This window comes from Segatella salivae F0493 (assembly GCF_000477535.1).
Lineage (GTDB): Bacteria > Bacteroidota > Bacteroidia > Bacteroidales > Bacteroidaceae > Prevotella > Prevotella salivae.
The window spans coordinates 144906-167997 of sequence record NZ_AWGW01000030.1 but is presented as its reverse complement, the minus strand read 5'-3'; the positions used below and the strand labels follow the sequence as shown (position 1 = coordinate 167997).

Sequence of the window (23092 nt, the reverse complement as noted above, 5' to 3'; positions counted from 1 at the left end):
TTTATGTTAGAATGTAAGATTCAAACCAAAGGAATAAGTCGTAGGAGAAGGATAACGACCATTGTCTACACCATAAGTATATCCATTAATATCGGCAGTACTTGCTCCAATTTCTGGGTCATAACCATCATATTTGGTTATAGTGAACAGGTTTTGGATATTCATTGATACACGAATATTTTCAAAACCCCACTTCGATATCCACTTCTTAGGCAATGTATAACCTAAAGCTATATTTTTGAAACGGATATATGAACCATCTTCTATATACCTATCACTAATAACATCATTATCATTTGGGTCTGTAATTGTTGCGCGTGGGATACTCGTTCCAGGGTTGGCCACACGTACATTGCTAATATCCGTGTACCAATAATTACCTGCGGCATAGGTCTTTGACGGATCAATAGCTTCTAAACGAGCCCTTCCTGTCACATCTTTTAATTGATTACTCCATAGTGTATTCATGTGAGTAAGTTTCATTTTCATGTAATTATAGACCTTATTGCCATAAGTTCCATTAATGAAGATATTTAAATCGAAGTTCTTATAACGGAAGGTATTAGTCCAACCAAATGTGAATTTGGGCATAGGAGAACCAATATTTGTCTTATCATAATCATCAATTTTACCATCAGGCTTACCATCTGGGCCACTAATATCCTTAAATTTCAAGTCTCCAACCCAAGGAGTTGTATTGCGTTCGAAACTTTTCCCGTCAGCAGGATATTTTGAAGTCTTTGGTGAAAGCTCAAGGTCTTTTAAATCTTTATATACCCCATCTGTAACAAAACCATAGAAACCATAAAGAGATTCGCCTACATTTGAAACACTAATCACATCACTCCATTGTCCATATCCAACAATTGCTGCATTCTTTGTGCCCGAGAGAGCAACTAATTTATTCTTGTTCCATGAAATTTGGAATTCAGAATCCCATTGGAAACGACCAGTTATAGGATGAGTATTTACCGTAAGTTCAACACCGGTATTGCGGATTGTGCCATAATTTCCATAGGGAGGAGCAAGAACAGAAGACACATTGCCAGATGTTCCCATATAAGAAGGTAGTTGAAGTGGCATAAGCATATCCTTAGACTCTTTGCGATACCAATCCAATGTTATATTAACACGTTCATTTAGCAAACCTAAGTCAAGTCCAATATTCCATTGTTCTTGGCTCTCCCATTGTATATCAAGATTAGGAATATTATCAGGACGATAGGACTTTCCTAACAAAGTAGGCATCGCTTTCATGAGCGTTCCCCATTTATATGAACCAATTGCAGAGTTACCTGTTTGTCCCCAACCAGCTCTCAACTTTCCATTGCTGACATATTTACTAAGGACGGATTTCTGGAAGAAACTCTCATTCGTAAATCTCCACGAAGCTGCGAATGAATGGAATCCAGCCCACCGTTTATTAGGACCAAAGTTTGAACTTCCATCATAACGATAGGTGTACGTTGCATTGTAGCGATCATTGAAGGCATAAGTTAGTCGTGTAAAGACAGATGACATGGCCGAACTGCCAAAACCAACTTGAATTGCAGGCGTTCCTGTACCTAAAGCAGGATTGTTTACTGCGTTAGATGGGAGGTTAGTATTTTCCGTTCGATTATTATCATATGTACTTTCCCACATCTCTTGGCCAAGCATAGCCGAGAAATTATGTTTACCAATCGAATTAGAGTAAGTTACATAGTTCTTTAATTGCCAAAACGTTCCCGTTCCTTTTTGTACAGACGCTGCGTTTATTTTACGCTTCCAGCTGCCGAGATCAACTGTTGGCAGGAAACGGCGGCCACGATTCTCACTTAAATCATAACCTAACTCTGCATGCCAGACTAAGTTTTTGATTGGAGTAATTTCAAAGAAAAAGTTACCATTTAGCTTACGACGATCCAATTTAATTTGGTTCAACATCGCCATAGCTATAGGATTTGGATTTGTAAAACCTTCTTTTGATACCGACGAGTAGCTGCCATCTATATTATAAATAGGAATATCAGGCGGCGTTGTTAGCGAATAGTTAATGATTCCGGCATCACTATCTGCGAGCTTAAGATCATCGTGTGTCGTCGAGAAGTTTGCACTCAAACCTAATTTGAGCCATGATTTCAGCTTTGCATCCAAGTTTACGCGCATGCCCAATCGATCGAAATTACTTCCGATAATCGTACCTTGTTGGTTCATATAATTTGCCGAAACATAATACTGAACTTTATCAGAACCGCCCTGTGCTGCAATCTGATGTGAATGCATTAACGCTGTTCTGAAGATAGCATCTTGCCAATTTGTACCTTTACCAAGCAAAGAGGGGTCTGCGAAATGAGGATCTGCAGTTGACGAATTAATTTGACCTGTTGTCACGAAGTCATTGTAGTAATCTGCAAATTCGCGCAAATCCATCACATCTAATCGGCGGTTTTGACGACTTACTGCCATCATTCCGTCGTAAGTAAACTTCGCTTCGCCCGCTTTGCCACGTCGTGTGGTGATTAATACCACACCATTTGCGCCTTGAGCACCGTAGATTGCGGTGGCAGAAGCATCTTTCAAGATTTCCATTGAAACGATATCGTTTGGATTTATCGTAGAAAGTGGGGAGATTGTTGACACCTTACCATTACCTAAAGCATCGCCTAAACCAAACGAAGCCCCACTTGAACCACTACCCTGCACGATAACGCCATCAATTACATAGAGAGGTTCGGCGTTTGCATTGATGGTTGCTTGGCCACGAACGCGGATACTCGTCGAAGTGCCCGGCGCTCCAGAAGTACTTACAGCAGTAACCCCCGCCGCACGTCCTTGCAATGTTTGGTCAAGGGAGGTGACGATAGAACCACGCAATTTCTTCTCATCCATCGTAACAGATGCACCTGAGACATCACTTTTCTTCATCGACCCATAGCCAACGACAACCACTTCGTTGAGCGTTGCATTGTCTTCTGACAAAGTGATCACATAAGAATTTTGAGCAGAGATCTTAACGTCTTTCGACGCATAACCGATATAAGACACTTCAAGCGTGCAGCCCTGTGGAACTGAAAGCGTAAAATTACCATCTAAATCGGTAATTGTTGCGTTATTCGTACCTTTTTGTTTAACTGTTGCGCCAATAATCGCATCTTTACCATCGGTTACTTTTCCCGTAATTTTCCGGGCTTGCTGTGTCACGGCATACACGGTGTTCCCCCCTGTAGCCCCTACTTGTGGAGAATAACTGAGCATTGTCAGCGTCAGACATCCAACAAGTAATGTCGTTTTACTGTTATTTAAATCCATGGGTATTGGGTTAGATTGTTTTCTGCTTTGAGACTTCTGTTGCTGAGCATTTTCAGCCTTCAGTCACATGTTTCGTAATTGGTTTTTATCTGCTTCCAAACACAGCTGCTTTTCGGCCTGTGTTTTTTCGCATATCATTTAGGTAATTTGATTAATGTCATTCCATTTGAGAATGAATCTGGTGCAAAGATAAACATTATCTTATGAAACAAACAATGTTTTTTTATTATATACTGATACTATGTTGACAACAAGCAGTTTTTTATCAAATTCTAAATATCGGCGTCAAATGCTCATCAGCCCACAATGTCGTTCTACAAAAAGATTCAAGCAAAACTGCAGCTTAAGTTTGAGGCTGCAAATCTTTTTGCGAAAATAGTCAAAACCAAACTCTTTTTGCATTAGAAACTGCTATACACTATCAGAATTTGATGCAAAATAACATTAATACAAAAGGAGATGTCCACAAAGACACCTCCTTCTGCATTTCGCTCCATGTTACCAGGCAGCCTAAGACTCCTGAACCTGTTTCAGCTTCTGTTTCCAACGAGAATAGGCTTCCAAATACTGCTCACGACTATTAAAATCAGCTTCTATGACTGCCAATCTCTTTAATGTCGAGAATGCCTCATCCCTATTTTGATAAATTCCGGCTCCCAACCCTGCTCCCTTGGCAGCCCCTATGCTACCATCGGTTTCGAAGAGCTCGATTGAGGCCCCACTGACATTGGCCAACGTTTCGCGAAACAAAGGACTCAGAAACATGTTCGCATTTCCTGCGTGAATCTTGTTGATTTCCATCCCCATTTCCTGCATGACTTCCATCCCATAGCAAAAACTAAAAACGATGCCTTCTTGAGCTGCCCGCAACAGGTGGGCTTGAGAATGTTTGTTAAAATCCAACCCATGCACCGAGCAACCCACAGCCTGATTCTCAAGCACACGTTCGGCTCCATTGCCAAAGGGGATAATAGTCACGCCATCACTTCCGACAGGGATTTTCGACGCCATTTCGTTCATTTCTGCATAGCTCACATTGGGGGTGACATTCCGATGCATCCAGGCGTTCAAAATCCCAGTTCCATTGATACACAGCAACACACCGAGACGATCTTCCGCTGTTGTATAGTTGGCATGAGCAAAGGTGTTAACGCGGCTCTTTGCATCATAGTTCACAGCGCCCAAAACTCCATAAACCACTCCAGAAGTGCCCGCCGTACTGGCTATTTCTCCGGGATTAAACACGTTTAAGCTCACCGCGTTGTTGGGTTGGTCTCCGGCACGATAGCTTATTGGCGTACCAGCCTTCAATCCTAATTCTAAACCGGCTTCTTTCGACACCTCACTCTGAAGGGCGAAGGTCGGCACAAGTTTAGGCAGTAATTCTTCACTAAATCCGAAATAATCCAGCAGGAAATTGGCAGATTTTTTCGTTTTGAAGTCCCACATCATTCCTTCTGACAAGCCACTGATGGTGGTTTGAATTTCGCCACTTAATTTCATGGCAATATAATCGCCGGGGAGCATAATCTTGTCAATCTGTTCAAAAATAGCAGGCTCGTTGTCTTTCACCCATGCCAATTTGGCAGCCGTAAAGTTACCGGGCGAATTGAGCAAATGAGTTAAGCAGCGTGTCTCTCCGAGTGACTTAAAAGCTCGGTCGCCATACGGAATTGCACGCGAATCACACCAAATAATGCTTGGGCGCAACACTTTTTGTGATTTATCTACACAAACGAGGCCGTGCATCTGATAAGAAATGCCGATGGCTGAAATATGCTCGCCGTCAATCTGCGCCTCAGCCATCACTGCCTTCACCGCCAATTTAAGATTGTCCCACCACATCTGCGGTTCCTGTTCTGCCCACCCGGTTTTTACAGCGATGATGCTCGCTTCGCACTTCGGATAGAATGCCGATGCAGCCACGCTCCCAGACTCAACATCGACCAATGAAGCTTTAACAGAACTGCTCCCAATATCAAGTCCTAACAAAAATTTTTTACTCATGGAATTAAAATTTGATTTGTTGTTCACCTTATATTATATATACGATAGCAAAAGTAATGAAAAAACTCAAGTTTAGACACAAAATTGAGAACGTTTTACATTTTATACGCTTGTTGGAAACCAGAAATCATGATGTTTCTGCTCAAACACCCGGGGTAAATGGTCAGAAATTGCTGTTTTTCTGCAAAATACCCGGGGTAAATAAGCAGAATTTGCCAATTTTGTATAAAACACCCGGGGTAAATGAACAAAAATCGCGTGATTCTGACAAAACACCCGGGGTAAATGACCGAAAATCGCGTGATTCTGATAAAACACCCGGGGACAATGAACAAAAATCGCGTGATTCTGACAAAACACCCGGGGTAAATGAACAAAAATCGCGTGATTCTGATAAAACACCCGGGGTAAATGAACAAAAATCGTGTGATTCTGATAAAACACCCGGGGACAATTGCAGTTTTCCGCGAAATTCTGCTCAGGAACAGGGTACAATTATCAGATTTCACGAAATTCTGCTCAGGAACGGGGTACAATCATCAGATTTCGCGAAATTCTGCTCAGGAACTAAGGACAATCATCAGTTTTTAAGATAAAAGCGAACTTTTACCGATGATTTTAATCAGAAAAGCGCATTATGCTGATGCGTGGCGTTGGATTCTATGCAAAACGAAGGCCCATTCTCCCCTATTATTAATGATTCCATGCACCGCAATAAGGACAGCGGCCTTTACGCCGCAGTGCATGGCCACAATTTCCGCAAATGAAGGTTGTGCGGTTTTTTGTAGCATAGCGATAGAGGGCAAAGAAGACATAGGCCACTAACAACAAATAGCCAATGTAATAGAGTGAAAGGATGCTGAAAACAATATAGTCAACGGCACACACGCCGACCAATCCGCAGATGTAAAGCACGGCCTCGCCTGCTGGCAGCTTATGGAAGGTGTCATCTACGGCGGCAATTCCAACGATGAGCATCGCCCACACCGACGAAAGGAAGATGGAGAGCAGCGGTGGAACCGAACAAGGGTTTAACGTCGGATGGAAGTAAAAATGTCGCCATACATCGGGGGCGAAATTCTGAATGCTGGCATAGAATGTCGCTGCCGTTGCAACAATGATTGCCAACAGCGTGGGATAGAACGAATCTATGTCGCGAAAATGAACGAGGTGGGCATTTTTGCGCATCAACTTGCGGATAACATATCCGGCGAAAATCAAGGCGACGATAATCAAGGAGATTAATACATGAATGTCTGAAAAAGTGGAGATAAACTGAGAGATAGGATCATCAGGCACTACTTTTGACAACAAAACCGACTCACGCTGCCAGCCAAACGTGTGTTGGTCACGAGCAACCTGCACCCAAATGGAGTCTATTGAGTCGGAGGGCACAGTGCGAATATCTGCAACCACAAGATGATCGTGTTTGTGAATATAAATCGTGTCGATGGGCAGTAATGCCGACACTTCTTCAGGTTGCTGGCGGATTAAAGCGAAAGAATCGGCCTTGACTATAAAGTTATAGTTGTTTGTGTAATGATGTTTGGCTTGAAATGACAAAGAATCAATTTGTTTTGCACTATAATTGACCACGGCGTCGTGTGTCTTTGGTTTCTGATGATAACATGAGGTCATCATGAAAAAAACCGCTATCCCATAGAGACAGCTAAGAAAATAGATGCGAAACTCTTTTATATAATGATTCATTTGACAATGATTTTGATTATTCAGCGTAGATATTCATCTGACATTCCTTGCAGTCGAATTCCAACCGGAAGCGACGGCCGTCCCCAAGTCTCAGGAAGAGAGGTTCATCCCACGTTGGTCGCTTTCCGCCTCGTTTCTCACAAAAACCTAAGGCAAATCGAATGCAATGGCGGCATTGCATGACTAATGGATTGGCCGAAGCAGACAATTCGAGGGCAGGCTGAACAGAAGTGAGTCCGTGAGTCTTGTAAAACTGCTTTGACAGATGATTTGAAATGTTATAAAGGTAGGAATGTGCTTTATAGGCCTTCGGAACGATGTTTTCAACGTTGGAAGAAGGTTGGTTGTGAACATTTGCTTCAGGCGCAGTTTGCTTTGCTTGCTTCAACTGACTTTCAAGCTGGTCCACTGCTGTCCTGCGCAGCTCAGCTAACAAGCTGGAGGGGACAAAATATTCGTCAGCGTGATTTTCTATCTTGATTTCTTGGCATTCAAAGATAGTATTCCCCAATTTTGCAAGTTGCTTGATGATATTCTCCCGCTGCGACTGACGTGCTGCCTGGTGCTCAAACACAATGTTTGCAGTGGCCTTGATTTCTGCTTCGTGGATTGAGGCACAAAGATAAAAGCCGTCGGCTGTTGCACCGAAACGCATGGCGAGCTGCAGCCTGCGCTTGGCTGTGACGTTAGCCAGCAGCCGAGAGAAAGCCACATCGTTGTTTCGATAAAGCGCCGTTCCCGGCCTTAATCTCTTGGGGAGTTTCAGCGGATAAAGTCTGTTTCCTTCGGCCTTATTGATGCGAAAGCCCTCAAGTTCGTGCGCATCATTGATGAAACAAAGTCCGTCGCCATTTTCAAACGCGGCCGTTCCTAAGACATTAAAGGAGTTTCCACGAATTTCTTTGACTTTTCCAACGTATTCACCCATAGCCTTCGGAGTGTCGAAGTTCGCAATGTTAGACTGATGTCCATTTAGGAAATATGTGGTAAAACCTCGGTTGAAAGTCTTTCTGAGATCAGGTTCGAAGGCGTAATCTACCCTGCCATAAGACGCGCGTGAATATAAATCAGAGTGGGAGTTTACAATCTTGTTCAGTTCTTTATTGTATGCGCTGACAACATTCTTAACGTATTCAACGTCTTTCAATCGCCCTTCGATTTTGAATGAACAAGCACCGCTTTCTGCAAGTTCCTGTAAATGTTCAAGCTGACACATGTCGCGCATGGACAAAAGATGGCGTTGATGTTCAACTTCATGTTGATTGCTGTCGAGTAAATCAAATTTCATTCGACAAAACTGCGCACATTCGCCTCTATTCGCACTACGATGAAAGCAATGTTGCGAAGCGTAACAAACGCCGGAGTAACTCACGCACAATGCGCCATGGACAAACACTTCCAGATCCATTTCAGGCACAGCGTGGTGGATTCTGGCAATCTCGCGAGCAGAAAGTTCACGTGCTAAGACAGCGCGCTTAAATCCCACCTCCTGCAACCACCTTACCTTCTCAGCTGTACGATTATCTGTTTGAGTCGATGCGTGTAGCTCCATTCTGAATGGAACTTTCGCGTCCCAGTGTTCAATCAGTTCTAAGATGCCCATATCTTGCACCAGAAGCGCATCCACACCAATTGTGTTCAACGCCTCAAGCATTTCTTTGGTGGCAGCGAGTTCATCTTCATAGATAATCGTGTTTATAGTCACATAAACTCGCGCGCCGAACTGATGCGCATATTCACAGAGTTGCTGTATGTCGTCGAGAGAATTGCCCGCAGCCGCCCGTGCGCCAAAGCGTGAGGCACCAATATATACGGCATCAGCACCATGAGAAATTGCTGTCATGCCACATTCAAGGTTTTTCGCCGGAGCCAAAAGTTCTAATTTCTGCATCTATTTGATTTCATCAATGTTGTAAGGAGTCTCTTGGTAAACATAATAATTTATCCAATTGCTGTAAAATAGATTGGCATGCGCGCGCCAAGTGACAATAGGCGGTTTAGCTGGATTGTTGTTCATATAATAGTTTACGGGAACATCCACGTCGTCACGCTTACCTTTATCGCGCTTATATTCGCGGTCAAGCGTGTCAGGCGCATATTCTAAATGGCCAGTAATGAAAAATTCTCGTCCGCCCCTCGCCATGACAATACTCACTCCACTTTCAGGTGACTCGGCGATAATTTCCAACTCTTTATGCGCTAAAATGTCTTCCTTTCTCACCTCCGTATGCCTACTCTGTGGCATAAAGAACGTGTCGTCGAAACCTCTGAATATCGGAAGAGCAGGATTTAGTGTCTGCTGCTGAAAAATGCCAAACATCTTTTTGGGTAGTGGATATTTTGGAATTCCATAGAAATGATAAAGTCCAGCCATTGCTCCCCAACACAAAAACATTGTACTTGTGACGTGGGTACGCGACCAATTGAAAATAGCCTGAATCTCCTCCCAATATTCAACAGCTTCGTAATCCATATTCTCTATCGGCGCACCTGTTATAATCATGCCGTCAAACTTCTGAGAAGAAAGTTCTTCAAAAGACTTGTAGAACATCATCATGTGCTCTACAGGAGTATTCTTCGGCGTGTGACTTTGCAATTTCATGAAACAGATATCCATTTGTAATGGAGTGTTTGAGAGAAGACGAATCAAATCGGTCTCTGTCGTAATCTTAAGTGGCATAAGATTGAGAATGACAATCCTCAAAGGCCTGATTTCTTGATTATGGGCACGTGTTTCGTCCATAACAAAGATATTTTCTCCTTTGAGAATGTCAATTGCGGGGAGTCTATCGGGTAATCTTAATGGCATTTTATCAATTCATTAATACTGCAAAGAGATTTAACGCAGTTTGTAACCTTTGAAGGCATAGAACACGATGTAAGCGAAACTTACCAAGCAAATGCTATACGCCAATTGAATGCCTGCAATATCTTTGAGTAAACCAAACAAAACAGTAATCACCGCACCACCGATAAGGCCCATGGTAAGCAGCGAAGAGCCTTCTTTGGTAAACTTTCCTAAATCCATCAACGCTAATGGCCAAAAAGCTGGCCACATCAATGAGCAACCTAAAGCCATGATACCGATGCAATAGATGCTCAATGTTCCTGGCAAGAATACAACGAGGGCTGTTCCAGCCAAAGCAACCAATGAACAAATTTGCAACGCACGGGTTTGTGAGAGATACTTTGGAATAAAAATAATACCTGAGAGATATCCAACACTAATACAGATTGGCGCTATCCACGAATAGTTTTCTGGATGGCTAAGACCTAATTCATTTGCATAATCAATCAAAGTTCCCAACACAATGGTTTCTGCACCAACATAAAAGAAGATTGCCAAAGAGCCAAGAACCAAATGTGGAAACTGGAAGATAGAATGTTTGCTGTTGGCATAAGCTGACACCTTTTGGCTTTCAGCATCCTCTTCTTTGTTATCCTCACCAACCGCCTTAACTTCTGGCAGCGGCGCAAAGAAAGAAATAACGCCCAACAGAACAAAGAGCCCGATAATGACAGCAAATGGCTTTGTTAGGTCGGCTACTGCGATATGATCTGAATTACCGACAACAAATGCAATGAATAGTGGCGACACAGGCCAAGCTAATTTATTAATCATGCCCATGATAGAAATGCGTCGAGCAGCACTTTCCGTAGGACCTAATATCGTTACATAAGGATTAATAGCGGCCTGTAAGAATGTATTTGCTGCACCACAAGCAAACGAGGCAACCAAGAATAAAATAAAACTTTCTTCTTTTGCTGACAGAATAAATACGGCAAAAGCAAGAGAAAACATTGCAAAAGCCGATGCCATCGTATGCTTATAACCTATTTTGCTAATCAACATTCCTGCGGGATAGCCAAAGATAAGGAATGGCAAAAATGTAGCTCCAATAAGCATGTAGGCCTTCATCGAAGTTACCTGCAACGACACTTTAAGCACTGGAACCAACAACGAGTTGATGCCCAAGGCAAATCCACAAGTGAAAAACATTAATCCTATAAACGCCATAGGAATAAGAAAGTTCTTTTGTTCTTTCATAAATTACATTTGCAACACAATTTTGGTTAAAGTTCTCATAATATTTTAGGCAACAACAAAGCTGCATTTCTGTTTAGTCTAATCAAAAAACAAGCTTAACTTGTGTTGCAATAATTATTAAGTTGTTCTCAAACAAGACGAAGCAAAGATACGAAAAAAATAAGAACAAACGGCGTATAGAAATATTCTTTAATACACTCATCTCAAATTTTATCAATATTTCAAGGCGAAAAGAATAGAAAAGTAGTAATTGCGTGGCGCGGAAAGACCTAAAAGCAATTTTTCATGCTTCCGCGTGGCGCGGAAAGGCCAAAAAGCATTTTTTCATGCTTCCGCGTGGCGCGGAAAGACCAAAATTCGTTTTTTCGTGCTTCCGCGTGACGCGGAAAGGCCAAAATTCGTTTTTTCATGCTTCCGCGCGGCGCGGAAAGACTAAAATTCGTTTTTTCGTGCTTCCGCGTGGCGCGGAAAGACCAAAATTCGTTTTTTCATGCTTCCGCGTGACGCGGAAAGACTAAAATTCGTTTTTTCGTGCTTCCGCGTGGCGCGGAAAAACTAAAATTCGTTTTTTCGTGCTTCCGCGTGGCGCGGAAAGACGAAAAAGAAGAGGAGAAAGGCCATCTAAAGCAGATGAACCTTTCTCCTCTTTATTCAAATCAATTGTGAGTGCGTATTACCAAAGCTGCAAGCGCTCGCTTTCTGGCAAATACATCTTATCACCCTTTTTCACATTCCATGCTTTATAGAAAGCATCAATATGAGGCAGAGCACCATCAACGCGCCACTTGCCCAATGAGTGTGGGTCGCGTTTTACACGATTACGAATCTCTTTGTCAGTGATGTTTTGTCCCCAAACGCCAGCATAAGCCAAGAAGAAACGCTGAGCAGGAGTAAAGCCGTCTTTATCTTTCAAAGGCTTCTTGGCTGTAGCATTCAAAAAGGCATTGTAGGCTACTTGAAGACCTCCGTGGTCAGCAAGATTCTCACCTAATGTGAATTTGCCATTAGCATGCAGTCCTGGCAGCACTTCAATGCCATCGAAATAATCAGAATAGAGCTTAGCTCGCTTATCAAAGCCCTTAGCATCATTGGCTGTCCACCAATCTTTCATGTTTCCATCAGCATCATATTGACGACCTTGATCATCAAAGCCGTGAGTCATCTCATGACCAATGACAACACCGATTGCACCATAGTTGAAAGCCTTGTCAGCCTTAGGATCGAAGAAAGGATATTGGAGAATACCTGCAGGGAAACAGATTTCGTTGGTTGTTGGGTTATAATAAGCATTTACCGTTTGCGGAGTCATTCCCCACTCGTCTCTATCAACAGGCTTACCCGCTTTATCTGCAATTTCTTTATCGTGCGCAAACTTTCGGCATGCCATTACATTGTCATAGAAACTCTTCTTTGGGTCGATTGTCAAACGGCTATAATCAGTCCATTTATTAGGATAGCCCACTTTCACATAAAAGCGATTAAGCTTTGCATGTGCATTGGCTTTGGTAGAATCGCTCATCCATGTTTGTGCATCAATACGCTGACCAAGACTCACTTGTAGATTCTTAACGAGATCCATCATCATCTTCTTAGATGATTCGGGGAAATAGCGTTTTGCATAGATACGACCCAAAGCTTCTCCCATTTGAGCCTCAACCTGATTCGTAGCACGCTTCCAAAGAGGATAGTCTTCTTTTCGTCCACTCATGGTTTTGCCAAAGAAATCAAAGTTTGCTTCGCGGATAGCATCAGTCAAATAGTTTGCGCTGCTACAAATAACATCCCACTCCATGAGAGCCTTGATATCATCAGCAGTCTGAAGTGACATCAGTTTGTCAAGTCCTGTCATAAAAGCAGGCTGACCAACAATCATCTTCTGAATGTAAGAAGACTTAATTCCTTCTGCATTAGCAAGCTGCTCGATTGGGATGTTTGGATAATTTTCTTTCACCTCAGCCAATGTCATCTTATTGTAATTTGCCTGAGGATCGCGCAACTCGGTCATACTTTTAGAAATCAAAGCAATCAAAGTTTCCTGACGAAACACCTCGTCACTCCTTTTTTGTGCTTCGGCTTCATTGAATCCGTAAAGTACAAACATTTGCTTGATATACTTCTTATAAGCATCACGAATGGCAACAGTTGCCGAGTCGTTATTCAGATAATAATCCTTTTGTCCAAGCGTAAGACCACTTTGATAGATGTTTAGAATGTTGTTTTTAACATCCTTCTCATCTGCGCCAAAGCCTGAGCTGAACTGCACACCATAGCCTTGTGCCGCATACTTCAATTGCAGGTCACGGAGTGCCTTTACGCTCTTCGCTCCTTCAATTTCATCTAAGAGATTCTTAACAGGCGCAATCCCGTCCTTATTTCTTCTATCAACATCAAGAGCCAACTTATAAAAATCAGAAAGCTTTTGCTCAATCGTTCCATTCTTATACTGCTTTTTCTGCAACTCACTAAGAATGGTATTGATACGCTTGTTGTTGTCTTCTTGCAACTGGTCAAAACTTCCAAATCGGCTATAAGCGGCTGGAAGAGGATTGTTTTTCTGCCATCCACCAGTAGCAAACTGGTAGAAATCATCTTGCGGACGAACTGAACGATCAAAGTTCTTTTCGTAAAGTCCTGATTGATTTTGAGCAACTCCTGCAACAGGAACGGCTGCCATCATCATCATCGGAATGATTTTTTTCATTTTCATATTAATATGTTTTTGTTGTTAAACCTTATTTTTAAGTTCAGACAATGATTCAGAAAGCATGAACCATTGGTCGTTTTCTTCATCTAAATTCTGCTTAATCGTGGTGTACTCTGTAACAAGTTCCATATTCGAAGCGTTCTTAGGATCGGCCAAAAGCGCATCAAGTTCTTTTATTCGTTGCTCCATCTTGGCAATACGATTCTCACATTCCTTCACTGCTTTTTCAGCTTTATTGAGTTTCTTCTGCCATTCTTTGCGCTCTAAATAACTCTGTTTGCTATCAGCGTTACTTTCACTCGGAGCACTTGTTTGCGTCACTTTGTCAGTCTTGTTGTCGATTGCTTCCTGGATGGTTGAAGCATTGCGCGCACGCAAATAATCATAGATGCCTCCCAAATGCTCAACAACCTTGCCACCTCCAAACTCATAAACCTTGTCAACTAAACCATCTAAGAATTCACGGTCATGGCTAACGATGATGGCTGTTCCATCAAACGCCTTGATAGCTTCTTTCAAAACATCCTTTGAAGGCAAATCAAGATGGTTGGTTGGCTCATCCAAAATCAGTAAGTTTACAGGCTCAAGCAAAAGCTTAATCATGGATAGTCGACTACGTTCTCCACCGCTAAGAAACTTTACTTTCTTCTCTGCAATCTCTCCTCCAAACATGAATGCACCAAGAAGATCATTGATTTTTAATCGCATATCGCCTGTTGCGACTTGATCAATTGTGTCATATATGCTGATAGAGTCATCAAGAAGTTGTGCCTGATTTTGAGCAAAATATCCAATCTGCACATTGTGTCCAATCTTCAGTTTGCCTGTATAAGGAATCTCACCCATAATACATTTCACAAGTGTAGACTTTCCTTCACCGTTTTTACCGACAAAAGCCACCTTCTCACCACGCTTTATTGTTAATGTGACATGGTCGAAAACAGTATGCGAACCATAATCTTTCCGTAAATCATCACATATAACTGGATAATCGCCACTACGCAAACAAGGAGGAAATTTCAGATGCATTGCACTGTTATCTACCTCATCTACTTCAATCGGAACTATCTTCTCTAACTGACGAATGCGTTGTTGTACTTGCACGGCCTTCGTCGCTTGATAGCGGAATCTCTCTATAAAAGCCTTTGTGTCTGCAATTTCTTTCTGCTGGTTCTCATAGGCACGAAGCTGTTGTTCGCGTCGTTCTTTACGCAACACTAAATATTCGTTATACTTTACTTTATAGTCTTCTACATGGCCACACACAATCTCTAACGTTCTGTTTGTCACGTTATTGATAAAAGCTCGGTCGTGACTTACCAACACAACTGCACTTGAGCTCTGCACCAAAAATTGCTCAAGCCATTGTATACTCTCTATATCCAAGTGGTTAGTTGGCTCATCTAACAAGAGCACATCAGGCTTTTTTAATAGTATTTTGGCAAGTTCTATACGCATGCGCCAACCTCCAGAGAACTCTTTTGTGGGGCGTTCGAAGTCGTCACGAGTAAAGCCTAACCCAGTTAAAGTGCGTTCAATCTCAGCCTCATAGTTCTCACCTCCCATCATCATGTAACGCTCATGCTCTTGCGAAAACTGTTCAACGAGCTTGCTATAACTATCACTTTCATAGTCTGTTCTGTCGGCCATCTCCTGCTCCATTTTCTTCAACCGAGCCGCAATTTTTGTGTTGTCGGCAAAAGCTTTGCGTGTCTCTTCACGCACCGTAGTATCATCCTGCAGTTTCATCACCTGGGGTAAATAGCCTATAGTGACATCATTTGGAACAGAAACCATTCCACTCGTGGGTTGTTGAAGACCACAAAGTATCTTCAACATTGTTGACTTTCCTGCGCCATTCTTCCCTACAAGTGCTATTCTATCACGGTCGTTCACCACAAAACTAACATCGGTGAACAACGGTTTCACACCAAATTCAACCTTTAAACCTTCTACTGATATCATCTTCTTTTATAATTTCGCGCATACAAAGGTAGGCAATATAATAAAATTACAAAAATAATTTCTATTTATTTAATAATAGTAGTACCTTTGTCTGCCAACGATTATTAACATGAACCACGAATATCAAATCATAGCAAAAGGCTTATCATTAACTGAAAAGCAGGTAAAAGACACCATAGAACTACTTGACGAGGGTTTCACAATCCCTTTTATTGCACGCTATCGCAAAGAACGTACAGGCTCACTTGATGAAGTGCAGATTGCAGCTATCAGCGAACAAGCCGAGAAAATGAAGGAGCTTGAAAAACGAAAGCAAACCATCTGCAAGACTATTGAGGCACAAGAGAAACTCACACCTGCCTTGAAACAGAAGATTGAAGCAACATGGGATGCTGCCGAACTCGAAGATATCTATCTGCCATTCAAACCTAAACGCAGAACAAAAGCACAGGTAGCACGTGAAAATGGACTCGAACCATTGGCTCAAATCATTCTTCTTCAACGCGAACGACAACCAGAGCAGGTAGCCAACTATTATATAAAAGGTAATATAAAGACCGCAGAAGAGGCCTTGTCTGGCGCAATGGATATCATTGCAGAAGTCATTAGTGAAGACGAAATCATCAGACAAAAAGTGAGAAATGTCTTCAAACGTGAGGCAATGATAACCTCAAAAGTCGTCAAAAGCAAACGAGACGAAGAAGAAGCACAAAAGTTTTCTGACTATTTTGATTTTACTGAGCCACTTAAACGGTGCTGCAGTCATCGCCTGTTAGCTATACGTCGCGGTGAGAAAGCGGGTTACTTGAAAGTTAGTATCGATGTAGAAGAGAAACAATGCACGGACCAAATACAAAAGAAATATATCCATGGATATGGCAAATGTCAACAACTTGTCGGCGAAGCGTGCATAGATGCCTATAAAAGACTTATCAAACCATCTGTTGAAACAGAATTTGCTAACTCCAGTAAAGAGGCCGCTGACAAAGAAGCAATTCATGTATTTACAGAAAATCTCCGTCAGTTGCTCTTAGCATCTCCTTTGGGTCAGAAGCGCGTTATGGCTGTTGATCCAGGCATTCGCACGGGATGCAAGGTGGTTTGTCTTGATGAACAGGGAAACTTACTGTATCATTCAGTCATTTATACACTTGGAAACAAAGTTCAACATGATGCACTCGCCGATTTTCATACACTCACACAACAATATCATATAGAGGCTGTTGCTGTGGGGAATGGTACAGCAAGTCGCGAGACAACAGACATTCTTCGTCGATTAGAAGGTATTCCTGTTTATGTAGTCAGTGAAGATGGGGCTTCCATCTATTCGGCTTCAGAGAACGCACGCAAAGAATTTCCTCAACTTGATCTTACGGTTCGTGGCGCAATTTCTATTGGACGCCGACTTATGGACCCATTAGCCGAGCTCGTAAAAATAGATGCCAAGAGTATCGGCGTAGGGCAATATCAACACGATGTGAATCAAACCTTGTTAAAACAAGCTCTTGACAGAACCGTAGAAAGTTGTGTAAATCAAGTTGGAGTTAATCTTAACACAGCATCTATCCACTTGCTTGCCTACGTCAGCGGGCTCGGAATGTCGCTTGCAAAGAATATTGTTGAATACCGAAAAGAGCATGGTGCCTTCACTTCGCGCAATCAATTAAAACGTGTTTCCCGTCTTGGCGATGCAGCTTTTCAGCAATGTGCAGGTTTCCTTCGCATCCCAAAAGCGCACAATCCGCTTGATAATTCAGCCGTGCATCCTGAGCGTTATCCCCTTGTTGAAGCCATGGCAAAAGAACAACATTGTGCAGTGAGTGACCTCATTGGCTGCCCTGACAAGCTAAAAAAGATTGAATTGTCTCGATTTGTCACATCAGAAGTTGGAATGCCTACCCTCAATGATATCCTTAAAGAGCTTGAAAAGCCCGGACTTGATCCTCGTAGTCAGCTTGAAGAATTCCGTTTTGATGAGCGCGTTCACACAATAGAAGACCTCTCTGTTGGAATGGAACTACCGGGCATAGTGACAAATATCACAAACTTTGGGGCCTTTATTGATATCGGCGTTCATCAGGATGGTCTTGTTCATATATCTCAATTGGCCGATAAATTCATAAAAGATCCCAATGAAATAGTAAAGCTCCACGAACATGTTTTCGTACGAGTGATTGAGATAGACCATAAGCGTCAGCGTATCGCACTATCCATGCGGAATCAAAAGAAATAGAAGAAAACAACATCATTTAGTTCTCATTATCATTGCTTTATCCCTTGATTGATAATAAGTTGATATTCGTCAAGAAATCACTTAGAATCAATACTTTCGATGACCAATCTCTTGCTGCCAAATAAATTTAGTATTAACTTTGCACAAAAATAAGGATAACAAGCGTTGGATAAACGCTTTAGATGTTTAGTTTAAGTAGAATTTAAAAAGTAAAAGAGATGGAAAATTTAATGAACATTATGAAGAGAGCTATCGCAAAGATTGTAAAAGCATACAAGAGATCAATGAAGCACTATGGTGAGGCCATGTTAAATGGAAGAGGTTATACTTGTGCATAAAAGCAAGAAACATAATAAAACTAAAGCCGGCTGGTTCATTCCAGCTGGCTTTTTTATTTCTATTTGAATGCTATGATAGTGTTAACATAAAAGCTATCCCTTTAATGTAGTTCACCATTAGCGTCAATTGATTACACAAAATGATGCAAACAAGACTACATTCTCTTGCATTTTACATGATGATTTGATGCAAACAGAAAAAGGAATTAAATGATGATATGAAATGCACCAATATAGATGAAAAAAGAGAAAGATTGAACAGCAAAGATATTTTTTGGCATAACGTTTGCAAACTTCAATGATAAAAGCTATTTTTATAAGTATAAATCAATCACGAACTAAAATAGGAGACATTATATATGACGAGTCAGTTTTCCCCAAAAGTATCAGAAATATTGGCTTATAGCAGAGAAGAAGCCAACCGACTTGCCAGTCGTTCGGTAGGACCAGAGCATCTTGTGCTTGGCATACTACGCGAAAAAGACAGTTTGCTTCATCTGCTTTTCCAACGAATGAATATCAATCTCGATGATGTTAAAAATGAATTGGAAGACAAAGTTAGGCAAGATGTTATCACAGAAGTCATCATTGACTCGGAGCTTGTACTCAATGAGCAGGCCAGCAACATTCTAAAGCTTGCTGTTCTTGAGGCTCGTATACAACACACGCAAATGGTTGATGTTCAACATTTGATATTGGCCATTCTGCACGACCAAGTGAATAATGGTGCGAAAGAAGTTTTAGAAGGAAATCACATGACGTATGAAGATACGCTTACTTATCTGAAAACTCAGAAAAGCAGCAATGCAAAACCTTCTGACAGCTTTGGTATGCCCGACGAAGAAGAGGAAGAAGAGGAGGCGATATCCCAAAACGGAGGTGGCAAAAACAATGCAACCACAAAGACTGTCAATGGCAATCAGAAAAAAGGTACACCCGTTCTCGACAACTTTTCAACGGATTTAACCAAGGCTGCTGCCGAGGGAAAGCTTGACAAAGTGGTTGGAAGAGAAAAGGAAATTCAGCGTGTCACAGAGATTCTTTGCCGCAGAAAGAAGAATAATCCTATTCTCATCGGTGAGCCAGGAGTTGGAAAGAGTGCGATTGTTGAAGGCTTGGCACAACTTATTGTGCAGCATAAGACGTCACCTGTTCTTTTCAACAAACGCGTGGTTAATCTTGATTTAACGGCGATTGTTGCTGGAACAAAATACAGAGGACAATTTGAAGAGCGCATTCGTTCATTGATAAACGAACTTGAAAAGAATCCCGATATCATTGTTTTCATTGACGAAATTCACACAATGATTGGTGCAGGAAGCACTCCCGGAAGCATGGATGCCGCCAATATCATGAAGCCGGCTTTGGCAAGAGGTGTGATTCAGTGTATAGGGGCAACGACAATCGATGAATATCGCAAGAGTATTGAGAAAGATGGAGCGTTAGAAAGACGCTTTCAAAAGGTCATGGTAGAACCTACAACGGCTGAAGAAACGCTGACAATTCTACATAATATCAAAGATAGATATGAGCTTCATCATCATGTAAACTATACAGATGAGGCGCTGAAAGCTTGTGTCAAATTGACAGAACGCTATATTTCTGATCGCTATTTCCCTGATAAAGCCATAGATGCCTTAGATGAAGTGGGGTCACGTGTACATCTTCAGCATGCCGAAATGCCAGAAGAATTGGTTGAAAAGCAAAAGGAATTGGAGCAAACAATACAGAAAAAGCAGCAAGCAGTGAAGAATCAAGACTTTGAACTTGCCGCTGCCTATCGTGATCGTCAAACCAATTTAGAACGACAAATCGATGAACTGAATCGCCAATGGACTTCAGATGACAACACTACGCGACAAACGATCACCGAAGATGAGGTTGCAGAAGTTGTCTCGATGATGGCTGGTGTTCCCGTACAACGCATTGCTGAAGCCGAAAATGTAAGGCTGAGAAACATGGGAGATGTGCTGAAAGCGCAGGTGATTGCCCAAGACAATGCAATTGAAAAGATGGTAAAGGCCATTCAAAGAAACCGAGTTGGCATCAAAGACCCCAACCACCCAATTGGTGTATTCATGTTCTTAGGGCCAACAGGTGTAGGCAAAACATATCTTGCAAAGAAGCTCGCTGAATATATGTTTGGCTCGGATGACGCCCTGATTCGTGTGGACATGAGCGAATATTCAGAAAGTTTCAATACTTCACGACTCGTTGGTGCACCTCCCGGATACGTAGGCTATGAAGAAGGAGGACAGCTCACTGAAAAGGTGCGCAGACATCCCTACTCTATCATTTTGCTTGACGAGATTGAGAAAGCTCATGGTAACATCTTCAACATGCTACTCCAAGTGCTCGATGAAGGGCGTCTGACGGATGGTAATGGAAGATTAGTTGATTTCAGAAACACCGTGATTATCATGACTTCAAACGCAGGAACAAGACAACTGAAAGAGTTTGGTCATGGTGTGGGCTTCAACGCAGGAGGAAACACGGGGATAAGTCTTAATGACAAAGATAAAGAATATGCGCGCAGCATCATTCAGAAAAGTCTCAGCAAACAATTTGCTCCCGAGTTCTTGAATCGTTTAGATGAGATTATCACTTTTGATCAACTTGATCTTGAAGCAATAAAGAAGATTATAGATATCGAACTAAAAGGGCTCTATAAACGAATTGAATCGCTGGGCTATCAGCTGACAATCACAGACAGTGCAAAAGAGTTTGTGGCAACAAAGGGTTATGATGTCCAATTCGGTGCACGCCCATTAAAGCGCGCCATACAGAATTATATCGAAGATGGTGTATGCGAAAAACTGCTGTCGGATGAGTTTCATGAAGGGGATACCATTGCGGTGAGCAAGATTCCCAATAAAGATGAGCTGCAATTCAAATGATAACCGACAGGGACAAAGAATAAACGTACATAAGCCCTTGAAAGTAAAACTTAGTCATGAGGTAACTCATAAGAATATCAAAGAATATAAATTGCAGAAGAAATAAATTTTTCTAAGAATACAATTTATAAGACATTAAAAGAGAACGAGAAATGATTCTATCCGTCGATAGCCTCTTTTTTTCGTTCTCTTTTCTTTTTTTGCCCCCTTCGGAGTCACTCAGAAGCATGATTTTTTCGTTTTTAGTGCTACATACATTGTATCTAACACGAAAATCTTCTATTTGGTGTTAGATACATCGTATCTTACGCGAAAATCTTCCATTTGGTGTTAGATACATCGTATCTTACGCGAAAATCCTCTTTTTGGTGTTAGATACATCGTATCTTACATGAAAATCCTCTTTTTGGTGTTAGATACGTTGTATGTAGCACGAAAATTCTCCATTTGGTGTTACATACGTTGTATGTAGCATGAAAAATCTCCATTTGGTGTTACATACGTTGTATGTAGCATGAAAAACCTCCATTTGGTGTTACATACGTTGTATGTAGCGTGAAAATCCTCCATTTGGTGTTACATACGTTGTATGTAGCATGAAAATCCTCCATTTGGTGTTACATACGTTGTATGTAGCGTGAAAAACCTCCATTTGGTGTTACATACGTTGTATGTAGCATGAAAAACCTCCATTTGGTGTTACATACGTTGTATGTAGCATGAAAATTCTCTTTTTGCTCTTAGAATCACGTATGCAAACACTCAAATAAACTTCTCTATATGCACCAACAAGATAACTATCTATAAACAAGAAAGAGAACTTTGTTTCCAAAATTCTCTTTCCTTGTAGTGGTGATTCCGTTGGGATTCGAACCCAAGACCCACAGCTTAGAAGGCTGTTGCTCTAATCCAACTGAGCTACGGAACCCCTACATATAAAACGTGTGCAAAAGTAATCTTTTCTATTGAGATATGCAAATCTTTTGAAAAGTTTTTCTAACTTTGCAAACATATTAGAATTAAAAAGATAACAAAATGCAATACTTTATTATTGAAAATGGTGCACAAGCAGGGCCTTTCTCACCAGAAGAACTTGTCAACACAAAGAATATATCTGCTGAAACTTTAGTTTGGACTGAGGGACTAAAAGATTGGACGCCTGCATGGCAAATTGAGGAGATAAGACAAGCCTTAGAGAATCGTATAAACACTCAACAGACTCCGCCACCTGTTCCCGAAGCAATACAAAATAATACAAAGGAGGAAAAGCCACAAAATGAAAAGAAATATCACAAAGCATGGTGGTTTATTCTCGCTACGATATTTGTATTTCTAATTATACTGATAGCTAGTAACCCAAACAAACAAGATCATAAAGAGGCTATTAAAACAGAAGTTACAACGGCTATCAATAAATTGGCAGATAAGGACAATGACGAAGATGACCTCCTCACAATGGGAGTTAAAACGCTAATGCGCTTATTTGCTGGCACAACTGTTGATGTAACACTCGATCAGATTCTTAATTATCACAATTATCTTATTTATTCTTCAACAGATGTTACTTTTGATGGAGAGCAACACAAGGTTTCTTATGGTATTCTTGGCCATGTATTCACATTCAACGCAGATGATGTGGTAAGGAGTTATGAAGACTATAGCAAGACAACGAATGAAGCTTCTTCAACCAACAATGATGAACAAACAACCAATAATATTGATAGCTTAAAGAGTAATATTGATAAAACAGTCAGCAAGGAAGCTGGAAAACTCGTAGATAAAGTTAGTAAAAAGGTTGAGGATAAATTAAACAAAGAGCTTGACAGCAAACTTGATGAGGTTTCTGATAGTGCAGAGAATGTTATTGACAAAATTATCAAGGCTTTAGGACTTTAATCT

At 41.4% G+C, this 23092-nt stretch carries 12 protein-coding genes and 1 tRNA gene; 4 read left to right on the top strand and 9 right to left on the bottom strand.

Annotated features, from left to right (window positions below; genetic code table 11):
- Window positions 1–6: 6 nt before the first annotated feature.
- Window positions 7–3291, bottom strand: coding sequence for a SusC/RagA family TonB-linked outer membrane protein (locus HMPREF9145_RS11370; protein WP_231369797.1), 3285 nt, complete (start codon window positions 3289–3291; stop codon window positions 7–9).
- A 510-nt stretch (window positions 3292–3801) separates the two neighbouring features.
- Complete coding sequence (locus HMPREF9145_RS11365) at window positions 3802–5298, bottom strand: xylulokinase (protein WP_021826430.1); 1497 nt, start codon at window positions 5296–5298, stop codon at window positions 3802–3804.
- A gap of 56 nt (window positions 5299–5354) precedes the next feature.
- Between HMPREF9145_RS11365 and HMPREF9145_RS12535 the strand changes: the two genes are divergently transcribed.
- Entirely contained in the window at window positions 5355–5894 is a 540-nt protein-coding gene (locus tag HMPREF9145_RS12535; protein WP_021826554.1) for a hypothetical protein, read from the top strand.
- A 97-nt stretch (window positions 5895–5991) separates the two neighbouring features.
- Here HMPREF9145_RS12535 and HMPREF9145_RS11355 read toward each other — a convergent pair whose 3' ends face one another.
- The 6 genes from HMPREF9145_RS11355 to HMPREF9145_RS11330 form a co-directional block, all read right to left on the bottom strand.
- Window positions 5992–6939 carry a hypothetical protein gene (locus HMPREF9145_RS11355; RefSeq protein ID WP_021826434.1) on the bottom strand — a complete coding sequence of 316 codons (948 nt, stop codon included), beginning with the start codon at window positions 6937–6939 and terminating at the stop codon, window positions 5992–5994.
- 85 nt (window positions 6940–7024) lie between these two features.
- Window positions 7025–8899 carry a peptidase U32 family protein gene (locus HMPREF9145_RS11350; RefSeq protein WP_021826514.1) on the bottom strand — a complete coding sequence of 625 codons (1875 nt, stop codon included), beginning with the start codon at window positions 8897–8899 and terminating at the stop codon, window positions 7025–7027.
- A complete protein-coding gene (metA, locus tag HMPREF9145_RS11345; protein WP_021826413.1) occupies window positions 8900–9817 on the bottom strand; it encodes a homoserine O-acetyltransferase MetA in 918 nt (305 codons plus the stop codon). It lies immediately after the preceding gene.
- A 30-nt stretch (window positions 9818–9847) separates the two neighbouring features.
- On the bottom strand, window positions 9848–11056 hold the full coding sequence (locus HMPREF9145_RS11340) for an MFS transporter (RefSeq protein ID WP_021826460.1): 1209 nt from the start codon (window positions 11054–11056) through the stop codon (window positions 9848–9850).
- 673 nt (window positions 11057–11729) lie between these two features.
- Window positions 11730–13763: a M13 family metallopeptidase gene (locus HMPREF9145_RS11335; RefSeq protein WP_021826445.1), complete on the bottom strand. Its 2034-nt coding sequence runs from the start codon at window positions 13761–13763 to the stop codon at window positions 11730–11732.
- Window positions 13764–13781: 18 nt separating this feature from the next.
- The gene (locus tag HMPREF9145_RS11330) at window positions 13782–15725 is read right to left on the bottom strand and encodes an ABC-F family ATP-binding cassette domain-containing protein (protein WP_021826461.1); all 1944 of its coding nucleotides are present in this window, start codon (window positions 15723–15725) and stop codon (window positions 13782–13784) included.
- 109 nt (window positions 15726–15834) lie between these two features.
- Between HMPREF9145_RS11330 and HMPREF9145_RS11325 the strand changes: the two genes are divergently transcribed.
- Window positions 15835–17958, top strand: a complete 2124-nt coding sequence (locus HMPREF9145_RS11325; RefSeq protein WP_021826580.1) for a Tex family protein — start codon at window positions 15835–15837, stop codon at window positions 17956–17958.
- A 697-nt stretch (window positions 17959–18655) separates the two neighbouring features.
- Entirely contained in the window at window positions 18656–21193 is a 2538-nt protein-coding gene (locus HMPREF9145_RS11320) for an ATP-dependent Clp protease ATP-binding subunit (protein ID WP_021826529.1), read from the top strand.
- Window positions 21194–22043: 850 nt separating this feature from the next.
- Here the strand turns inward: HMPREF9145_RS11320 and HMPREF9145_RS11310 are convergent.
- Window positions 22044–22121, bottom strand: a tRNA-Arg gene (locus HMPREF9145_RS11310).
- 107 nt (window positions 22122–22228) lie between these two features.
- Between HMPREF9145_RS11310 and HMPREF9145_RS11305 the strand changes: the two genes are divergently transcribed.
- Entirely contained in the window at window positions 22229–23089 is an 861-nt protein-coding gene (locus HMPREF9145_RS11305; protein WP_021826477.1) for a GYF domain-containing protein, read from the top strand.
- Window positions 23090–23092 lie beyond the last annotated feature (3 nt).

Excerpts from the sequence above, each read along its gene's own strand:
- HMPREF9145_RS11335 (WP_021826445.1), bottom strand. The coding sequence starts at position 13,763 with ATGAAAATGAAAAAAATCATTCCGATGATGATGATGGCAGCCGTTCCT.
- HMPREF9145_RS12535 (WP_021826554.1), top strand. The coding sequence starts at position 5,355 with ATGAAAAAACTCAAGTTTAGACACAAAATTGAGAACGTTTTACATTTT.
- HMPREF9145_RS11365 (WP_021826430.1), bottom strand. The coding sequence starts at position 5,298 with ATGAGTAAAAAATTTTTGTTAGGACTTGATATTGGGAGCAGTTCTGTT.
- HMPREF9145_RS11305 (WP_021826477.1), top strand. The coding sequence starts at position 22,229 with ATGCAATACTTTATTATTGAAAATGGTGCACAAGCAGGGCCTTTCTCA.
- HMPREF9145_RS11330 (WP_021826461.1), bottom strand. The coding sequence starts at position 15,725 with ATGATATCAGTAGAAGGTTTAAAGGTTGAATTTGGTGTGAAACCGTTG.
- HMPREF9145_RS11370 (WP_231369797.1), bottom strand. The coding sequence starts at position 3,291 with ATGGATTTAAATAACAGTAAAACGACATTACTTGTTGGATGTCTGACG.
- HMPREF9145_RS11340 (WP_021826460.1), bottom strand. The coding sequence starts at position 11,056 with ATGAAAGAACAAAAGAACTTTCTTATTCCTATGGCGTTTATAGGATTA.
- HMPREF9145_RS11355 (WP_021826434.1), bottom strand. The coding sequence starts at position 6,939 with ATGATGACCTCATGTTATCATCAGAAACCAAAGACACACGACGCCGTG.
- HMPREF9145_RS11320 (WP_021826529.1), top strand. The coding sequence starts at position 18,656 with ATGACGAGTCAGTTTTCCCCAAAAGTATCAGAAATATTGGCTTATAGC.
- metA (WP_021826413.1), bottom strand. The coding sequence starts at position 9,817 with ATGCCATTAAGATTACCCGATAGACTCCCCGCAATTGACATTCTCAAA.
- HMPREF9145_RS11350 (WP_021826514.1), bottom strand. The coding sequence starts at position 8,899 with ATGCAGAAATTAGAACTTTTGGCTCCGGCGAAAAACCTTGAATGTGGC.
- HMPREF9145_RS11325 (WP_021826580.1), top strand. The coding sequence starts at position 15,835 with ATGAACCACGAATATCAAATCATAGCAAAAGGCTTATCATTAACTGAA.